This is a genomic window from uncultured Acetatifactor sp., assembly GCF_948601915.1.
Taxonomy (GTDB): Bacteria; Bacillota; Clostridia; order Lachnospirales; family Lachnospiraceae; genus Acetatifactor.
The window spans coordinates 1-8,601 of the sequence record NZ_CAPDXS010000191.1 but is presented as its reverse complement, the minus strand read 5'-3'; the positions used below and the strand labels follow the sequence as shown (position 1 = coordinate 8,601).

The window sequence follows — 8,601 nt, the reverse complement described above, 5'->3', positions numbered from 1 at the left end:
CCAATCCCTGGCAGACGCTGTTCCGGATTTATGTGCCATTGAGCGTTCCGTCCCTGGCATGCCTGCTGCTGTTCCAGTTCGTGGGGCACTGGAACTCCTATTTTGACGGCCTGATCTACATCAACGACACTGCCAAACAGCCCCTACAGACTTATATCTACCAGCTCTCGGTGCGAATCGACTTCTCCACCATGCGCACGGACGAGATACTGACTCTGCTGCAGACCTCGGACAAGACGCTGCAGTCGGCCAAGGTCTTCGTGGCCATGATACCGATTCTGGTGGTATATCCCTTTATTCAGAAATACTTTACGGCAGGTATGACTCTTGGGGCGGTGAAAGGATGACGGACAATGTTGACAGGACAAAAAGATGGCAGGGCTTGCGCCGGCGTAATGTTGAATGAGGTGGCGTTTCCGAATTTTTCTATCATTATGCGGCAGGCGGGCATGGACTTCCTGATACTGGACGGTGAACATGGCGGTTTTGACTATACGGGTATGGCGGGGCTTATTATGGTGGCCAGGTTGTCAGGGATTCCGATTGTGGTCAGGCTGCCGGATAATGGCCGCAGGGACATTACCAAGGCGATGGATATGGGAGCGGACGGGCTGCTGCTGCCCATGACAGATTCCGCGGAGGAGATCAGGGAGGTAGTAAGATATGCCAAATATGCTCCATTGGGCCAGCGGGGCATCTCTACCAACAGGGGACATACATTTTATGATCCGGGCTGTCTGGAGGATTACATGGGGCAGGCCAATGGAGAGAACATGATATTCGCACAGATAGAGACAAGGCGGGGCGTGGAGAATATAGACGAGATACTGGGGGTAGACGGAGTGGATGGCATTTTTATAGGACCTAACGATCTATCCTGTGATTTGGGCTGCCTGGGTGAGAGAGGAAAGGAACCGGTGCTGGAGGCCATAAGGACAGCCGGAAGGGCGGCGGCAAAATCCGGGAAAAGGGCGGGCATCATTACAGAAAAGGATGCTTTTCTGGAAGAGGCCGGAAAATGCGGGTTTGATTTATTCTGTTGCGGGAGCGAGATTTCCTTTTGGAAGAAAGCGGGACGGGACATATCGGAGAGAATCCACAGGATGGGTGCAGAGAAAGAGGGAGAGAAGGAGGGCATATGACAAGGATTCAGTTGGTGCATCGGAATTCATTGAGTTGCGAAGCCATTGTGAGAAGGATGCCGAACGGGGAATTGCTGATGGTGTCTCAGTGTGATGGGCCTATAGAGCCGCATCCGGATAATAGGGTGTATTATTGGCACAGCAGGGATGACGGCGCGTCCTGGGAAGGCCCGGTGCGGCTGTGGCCTGAGGATGGCCGGGCGGTGTATCAGACGGAGGTAAGTGTAAGGGGGGAGGAAGTAACGGTATATGTGACATTGCACAATGGAATGTTCTGGGACTGGGACTGTGTCATGTTGAGAAGCACAGATAGCGGTCATACATGGGAGATGGCAGGATATCCGCCGTGTTTCAGACAGTTTGTATTCCATCGGGGGATGATTGAGACTTCGGATGGAGGAATTGTCATGGCGTATCAGAGATACCCTGTGACCGAGGAACAGAATCGGACAGGCAGGGCGGAAGGAGGCGGAATCTATAAGAGATGGGATATGATAACACATAATGAAAACGGTATTACACGAAGCGACGACAATGGTAAGACCTGGAATTCATATCCGGTCATAACGCTTCAGCATGACAGGATATGGCACTGGGGAGAGCCGACGGTATGTGAACTGAGGGATGGGAGGCTGGCCATGCTGGTAAGGGTGAACGGAAGCGGGTATCTGACGAGAAGCGATTCGTCGGATGGGGGCAGGACATGGTGTGAACCTTATAGAACAGATATTCCCAATCCGGGGAATAAGGTGAAGCTGATCGGGATGCCGGACGGAAAAATCGCACTGCTGCATACGCCGACTATCCGGAAGATGAGGCTGACGGATCGCCATCCGCTGGAGATATGGATTTCCGATGACGATATGAGGACCTGGGGGTATAGGAGGACATTGATAGATATGCCGGGCGCAATTTCTTATCCGGATGGTTTTTGCAGCGAGGATGGAAAGCATGTCTGTCTGTCGATAGAATTCAATCGGCATGATGTATACTACATCGACCATGAAGTGGAGTAGCCGGTCGCCTGGACAATGCGGATCGCAGGAAGAACAGCGCATGCGGCGGCGCGCAGAATCGGGGAGGGCAGATGGGATATTTTGCATTGGATATCGGAAGCAGCTTCATAAAATATGCAGTCCTGGACATAGAGAACCGACAAATTCGTGGCAAGGGAAAGACTGCGATGCCATCTCCCGTATCGGGCCGGGCGACAAGGTATGAGATCCGGGCAGAAGAGATATGGAATATCGTGGAAATGTTGACGGAGCAGATTTTGCGAAAAGAAAAAGTCCTGGATGGGATTCTGCTCTGCACCCAGATGCAGGGGTTTGTCATACTGAATGAAAATTCTGAGGCCGTGACATCCTATATATCCTGGCAGGATAATCGCTGTCTGGAATGCCATGACGGGAAGACATGGCTGCAGGAGATGGAGGATATGGGCTGCGACAGGCTGATGGAGCATTCGGGGGTACGGCTGCGTGCCGGGCTGGGCATGTGCAATTTGTATGTAACGCTCCGGGAGATTCAAGGAGGTGCGGAAGGGCGCTGGTTCTGCACGCTCGGTTCCTATATCATCAGGAAAATGACAGGGAACCATATCTGTCATATTACCAATGGGGCGGCCACCGGACTGGCGGACATTGTAGAAAGACAGTGGAACCATCCGCTCATAGAGAAGATAGGAGCGGGGGGACTGCGCTTTCCGGAGTTGGCTCTGGAGATGGAATGCTGCGGCTATTATGAGAGTGAGGGGAATAGGATTCCGGTCTATCCGGATATAGGGGATCACCAGGCCTGTGTGCTGGGAAGCATGGTGCGGCCGGAACAGGATGTCAATATCAACATTGGCACGGCAGGGCTTTTGGGAATAGTGACAGATGCGTACCGGCAAGGCGAGGGAGAAGTGCGGCCGTATTTTGGAAATCAGTACCTGAATACAGTGAGAGGGCTTTGCGGAGGCAGAGATTTGAAGTGCATCGCCGGTTTCATCAAGGATTCTGTGGAAGCGGTCACCGGCCAAAAGGTACGGCCGAAGGAGATCTGGGATGTAATCGGCAGAATACCGGAAAGGGAGGGGAGCGATGCGCTGGAGATAGAGCCGGAATTTTATCAGGGAGGTAGAATCGCCGGGATCACACATGGGAATTTCACGCTGAATTCCCTGTTGGATGCGGTTTACAGGCAAATGGGCAGGCAGTATCACAGAGCATTGATGTCTGTGCTCCCCACGGGAAATCGGGTGAGCCGTATCGTTTATTCCGGCGGGGCTGCCACCTCGAACCAGGGACTGATGACTCGCATTGCAGAGGAAACAGGCTGTAGATGGCAGAGGGCATTGATGGAGGATGAATCCCTTCTTGGATTGTACAGGATGGCGCTGCTCATAAGCGGCAGGTGCAAAACTATGGAAGAGACTTCGGCCCTTGCCCAAAATATCGAGATTGTCAAAGAAATATCGGGCCTGACTTAAGAACCCGGTATTTTTAATATTCCCTATTCCCAAAACCAGCAGCCTGATATATAATGGGCTGAGCGGCAGATGGGAGCCCATTACTTATTAGGAATGCGAGGATAATCCGATGCAAAAGAAAAATCCGGGAGCGCTGATTGACAGGAAAGAGTTCTACAGGAATCTGGCGAGGCTGGCCCTGCCAATCGCCCTCCAGAGCCTGATGCTGGCGGCAGTGGCAGCGGGGGACGCGCTGATGCTGGGGAAGGTGGCCCAGGATGAGATGACCGCGGTCTCCCTGGCCACCCAGATCCAGTTCGTCCAGAATATGTTCCTGAGTGCGGTGACGGGGGCGGGAGCCATCCTGGGGGCCCAGTATTGGGGGAAGGGGGACAGGCGCACCCTGGAGGATGTCTTCAACATGATGCTGCGGCTTTGCGGCCTGGTGTCCGTGATGTTCTTCCTGGCCTGCGAGCTGATGCCGGAGCTGCTCATGCATATCTTCACCCATGACGCGGCTCTGATCGCCATCGGCAGCGCCTATCTGCGCGTGGCGGGCTGGTCGTATCTGCTGACGGGCATCTCCCAGTGCTATCTGACCGTGATGAAGGTGTCGGACCATGTGAGGCCCGGGGCCCTCATCAGTTGCTGCGCGGTAGTCCTGAACATAGTCCTGAACGCGGTGTTCATATTCGGGCTGCTGGGAGCGCCCAGGATGCAGGCCAGGGGAGCGGCGCTTGCCACCACAATTTCCCGGGTGGTGGAGCTGGGGCTGTGCCTGATGATGACTACGGGTCCGTCGTATATCCGCCCGGTCTTTGGCAGATTCCTGAAGCAGCCCAGGGAACTGAAATCCGATTTCGCCAGGCAGTGCCTGCCTCTTCTGGGCGGGTGTTTATGCTGGGGCATAGGATTCACCTCCTACACCGCGATCATGGGGCATATGGGGACAGACGCCGCGGCGGCCAATTCCGTGGCGGCGGTGGTCCGGGACCTGATATGCTGCATGTGCAACGGTATCGGCAGCGCGGCGGGGATCATGGTGGGCCACAGGCTTGGAGCGGGACAGCTCGAGCTGGGCAAGGCATACGGGATAAAGCTTAAGAATATCTCCTATGTCATCGGGCTGCTGTCCACGGCCCTGGTGCTGGCAGTGACCCCGGCCATCGTGGGGATGGTCATCCTGACGGACCAGGCCAGGGAGTACCTCACAGGGATGATGGTGATCATGGCTGTGTACATGATTGGCCGCTGTGTGAATACTGTGACCATAAACGGCGTGCTGGACGGAGGCGGCGATACGATATTCGACATGTACAGCCTGATCGTCTGCATGTGGCTGATTGCCATCCCGCTGGCGCTGGCGGGGGCGTTCGCGCTGCACTGGTCGCCGCTGGCGGTCTATGCCTGTACCTGCCTGGACGAGGTGGGCAAGATTCCCTGGGTGATGCTGCGGTTCCGGAAATACAAGTGGGTGCAGGATCTGACCAGATAGTTGTGTAAATGGCATTTTATGGGAAATATCAGACTCGGTTCACGGGCCTGGTATTTTTTTGCCCGAAAGGGGAATATTAAAGTCATGTTTTGAGTAAATCCATGGGAAAGGGAGAGAGAGCATGGCTGAAGCAAAGAACTCCGACAAGAAGATAGAGAAGGAAGAGCACAAGGACGAGCGGATAGAGCAGACAGGCCAGGTGACCCTGGACGAGAGCGGGAAGCTGGGGGACATCCATCTGATATCCATCATCGGGGAGATCGAGGGGCACGAGAACCTGTCCAACAATTCCAAGACCACGAAGTATGAGCACATCCTGCCCAGCCTGGCCGCCATTGAGGACAGCAAGGACATACAGGGGGTGCTGGTGCTCCTGAACACCATGGGCGGGGACGTGGAAGCCGGGCTGGCCATCGCGGAGATGATAGCCTCCCTGAGCAAGCCCACGGTATCCCTGGTGCTGGGCGGCAGCCATTCCATCGGCGTGCCCATCGCGGTGAGCACGGACTATTCCTTCATCGTGCCCACGGGGACCATGGTGATACATCCCGTGCGGATGAACGGCATGATCATCGGGGTGCCCCAGACATTCGACTACTTTAAGCTGATACAGGACAGGATCACCGGATTCGTCTGCAGCCACTGCAGCATAGACAAGAAGACCCTGGAGGACCTGATGACGGAGACGGGGATACTTACAAAGGACGTGGGCACGATCCTGGTGGGGGAGGAGGCCGTGAAGCACGGCATCATCGACGAGGTGGGCGGCATCGACCGGGCGGTGGGGAAGCTGCGGGAGATGATCCAGGACGATCCGAATTAGCCCGGCGGTTCAGGCGGGCTGCCTTTGGCAGGCAGGGCTTCACGGTTTCTGGGAAGCCCTGTACTTAAGCGGCGGCATCCCCATCTTCTTGCGGAAGAGCCGGCTGAAATAATACTGGTCGGGATACCCCACATCGGCTGCGATGGCGCTGACGCTTTTATCGGTCTGGGACAGCAGCCGGCAGGCCGCGCTGATCCGCTGGCCGATGATGTATTCGCTGGGCGAGACCCCGGTATGCTGCCGGAAAGCGCTGCGGAAGGCGGTGCAGCTCATGTTCTCCATCCGGGCCAGGGCATCTATGTCGATGGGCCCCTGGAAGGAGCGGTGGATGTATTCGATCGCCAGCAGGGGCAGGCTGCCCCTGGAGCCGAAGTCGATATACCGGCCCGTGAAGAGGAGGATTTCCCGCAGCAGGCATACGCAGAGCTGTTCCGCCGCGTCATCATTGATGATGAACTCCCGGAAGAGCTGCCGGAAGCAGGCGATGATTTCCCTGTGGATGCCGATGTGCCGCCCCCGGTTCAGGGCGAGGCCTGTGGATTTTGTGAGGGAGCGGGCCTCGAAGCCCGTATAGTGCACCCAGAGATAGGCGGTCTCCCCCCGGCTGGTGTACTGATAGTCATGTCCCGGCTCAAAGACCATCACGTCCCCAGGCATGAGGCGGCAGTCCTCCAGAAGCATCTCTCCATTTAAGACATATATGTAATAAAAATCCTGCCGCACAGCCCTGGTGGAAAAGGAGCGCGCTTCGGACACTGCGCCCACACAGTTGACCTGGAGCGGAACGGCATCGTTTTTCCGGTTGGCCTCGCCCTCCAGTTTTGTGTGGAAATAAGTCTGCGTGCGCATTGGGGTCTCCTTTCTACAAGGTCCTGCCTGTTGAAAAGTCCATTTTTTTGGTTCGTTTATCCATTGCAGGCTTCCGCTGTCTGTAATAGAATCGGGTTAATGGGAGCCGCGGGGCGATCTCCGCTCTTCCTATTATAATCCATATGCCGGAAATAGCAATGGAATCCGGCATAAAAGAGCAGATTCAGGGCGACGGTCCGGCGGAGGGCCGGACCGTGCGGATTCAAGACAGAGAGCAGGAGGGATGGCTATGGAATTTCAGGTGGTGCAGGTATCGTCTCTGGAGAAGGTGAGGGCGCAGGACAGCCTCAGGCGTGATGAAATACACAAAAAAACAGTTCTGGCAGGGGAGCGCCTTTCCTATCAGATCTGCATGAAGGCGGACAGCCGGATGGACATGGCGGTGTCCGTGGAGTCCGGCCTTAAGGACGCGGTGCGCCTTTACATGGTGCAGGATGCCTATATCGATGTGCCCGCCAGGGAGAAGGACATGGAGGGCGAGGACTACATGACGCTGGAGCCCGGGTTCATGCCGGACATCCTTGTGCCCCTGGAAGAGCAGGGGAACCGGCTGGCGGTCACTTCCCGGACGGCCACTGTGTGGGTCAAGGTGGATGTCCCCAGGGACACTCCCGCCGGGGATTACAGGATAAAAGTAAGGCTTCTTCCGGTGGACATGCAGGCGGCGAAGGCTCCCGCGGCGGAGGACGCGGCCTTTACGGTCTGCCAGGTGATGGATGTCCGCGTCATCCCTGCCTCGATGCCGGAGCAGAGGCTGATTTACACCAGGTGGTTCTATGCGGACTGCATCGCGGTGCAGCATGATGTGGAAATCTACTCCGAGGAGCACTGGGAGCTGATCGACAGATACATCGCCGCCGCCGCGGACGTGGGGATGAACATGATCCTGGTGCCCATACATACGCCGCCTCTGGACACCGCAGTGGGCACTGTCAGGCCCTGCGTGCAGTTGGTGGACATCGAGAAGAAAGGGGACAGATATGAGTTCTCCTTCGGAAAGTTCAGGCGCTTCATCGACATCTGCAAGAAGAACGGAATCCGGTATTATGAGATGGCCCATATGTTCTCCCAGTGGGGGGCCAAATGCGCGCCCAATATCATGGTCACGGAGAACGGCAAAACGGACTATATGTTCGGCTGGCATGTGGCGGCGGATTCTAAGGAATATGTGGAGTTCCTGGCGCAGTACATCGAGGCGGTTTCAAAGGAGCTGGAGGCAGAGGGCATCAGCGAGCAGACCTATTTCCACATCTCCGACGAGCCTACGCTGGAATCCATGGAGACTTACAGGACCGCGTCCGATATCATGCGCCCTCTGATCGGGGGCAGCAAGACCTTCGATGCGCTGTCCAACTATGCGTTCTGTGAGAACGGCCTCATTGAATGCCCGGTCACCAGCGTGGAGCATATCCATGAGTTCCTGGAGCACGATGTGGAGAACCAGTGGGCGTACTACTGCTGCGGTCCGGAGAAGGTGTTCCCCAACAGCTTCCTGGCCATGCCCTCCCACAGGGTGCGCGTCCTGGGCTTCCTGCTGTATAAATACAATATCAAGGGCTTCCTGCACTGGGGACTGAATTTCTACAATTCCTGCGTGTCGAAGTACCCGATCAATCCCTATGTCACCACCTCCGGGGACAAGGCCTTCCCCTCCGGCGACCCCTTCATCCTCTATCCGGGCAGGGACAGCGTCTATGGCTCCATCCGCGGGGAGGCCACCTACGAGGGTATCCAGGATATGGACGTCTGCTTCGCTCTGGAGCGGCATATCGGCAGGGAGGCCGTGGTGGCCATGATCGACGAAGCAGCGGGACGGAAT

At 56.2% G+C, this 8,601-nt stretch carries 7 protein-coding genes and 1 pseudogene; 7 read left to right on the top strand and 1 reads right to left on the bottom strand.

What is annotated here, in order from left to right; translation table 11 throughout:
* The 6 genes and pseudogenes from Q2B33_RS21970 to Q2B33_RS21945 all read left to right on the top strand — a co-directional run.
* Nucleotides 1–347: pseudogene (locus Q2B33_RS21970) on the top strand (ABC transporter permease subunit); the annotation flags it as partial.
* 48 nt (nt 348–395) lie between these two features.
* Nucleotides 396–1,142, top strand: coding sequence for an HpcH/HpaI aldolase/citrate lyase family protein (locus Q2B33_RS21965; RefSeq protein WP_300815244.1), 747 nt, complete (start codon nt 396–398; stop codon nt 1,140–1,142).
* Complete coding sequence (locus Q2B33_RS21960; RefSeq protein ID WP_330684692.1) at nt 1,139–2,158, top strand: sialidase family protein; 1,020 nt, start codon at nt 1,139–1,141, stop codon at nt 2,156–2,158. Before Q2B33_RS21965 ends, Q2B33_RS21960 begins: the two co-directional genes overlap by 4 nt.
* Before the next feature lie 71 nt (nt 2,159–2,229).
* Nucleotides 2,230–3,615, top strand: coding sequence for a sedoheptulokinase (locus Q2B33_RS21955; RefSeq protein WP_300570856.1), 1,386 nt, complete (start codon nt 2,230–2,232; stop codon nt 3,613–3,615).
* Nucleotides 3,616–3,724: 109 nt separating this feature from the next.
* Nucleotides 3,725–5,089, top strand: a complete 1,365-nt coding sequence (locus Q2B33_RS21950; RefSeq protein WP_300570853.1) for an MATE family efflux transporter — start codon at nt 3,725–3,727, stop codon at nt 5,087–5,089.
* 121 nt (nt 5,090–5,210) lie between these two features.
* A complete protein-coding gene (locus Q2B33_RS21945; protein WP_300570850.1) occupies nt 5,211–5,912 on the top strand; it encodes a ClpP family protease in 702 nt (233 codons plus the stop codon).
* Nucleotides 5,913–5,951: 39 nt separating this feature from the next.
* Here the strand turns inward: Q2B33_RS21945 and Q2B33_RS21940 are convergent, their stop codons facing one another.
* On the bottom strand, nt 5,952–6,761 hold the full coding sequence (locus tag Q2B33_RS21940) for an AraC family transcriptional regulator (protein WP_300570847.1): 810 nt from the start codon (nt 6,759–6,761) through the stop codon (nt 5,952–5,954).
* A 250-nt stretch (nt 6,762–7,011) separates the two neighbouring features.
* Between Q2B33_RS21940 and Q2B33_RS21935 the strand changes: the two genes are divergently transcribed.
* Nucleotides 7,012–8,601, top strand: a 1,590-nt coding sequence (locus Q2B33_RS21935; RefSeq protein ID WP_300823169.1) for a DUF4091 domain-containing protein, incomplete at its 3' end; no start/stop codon positions are given.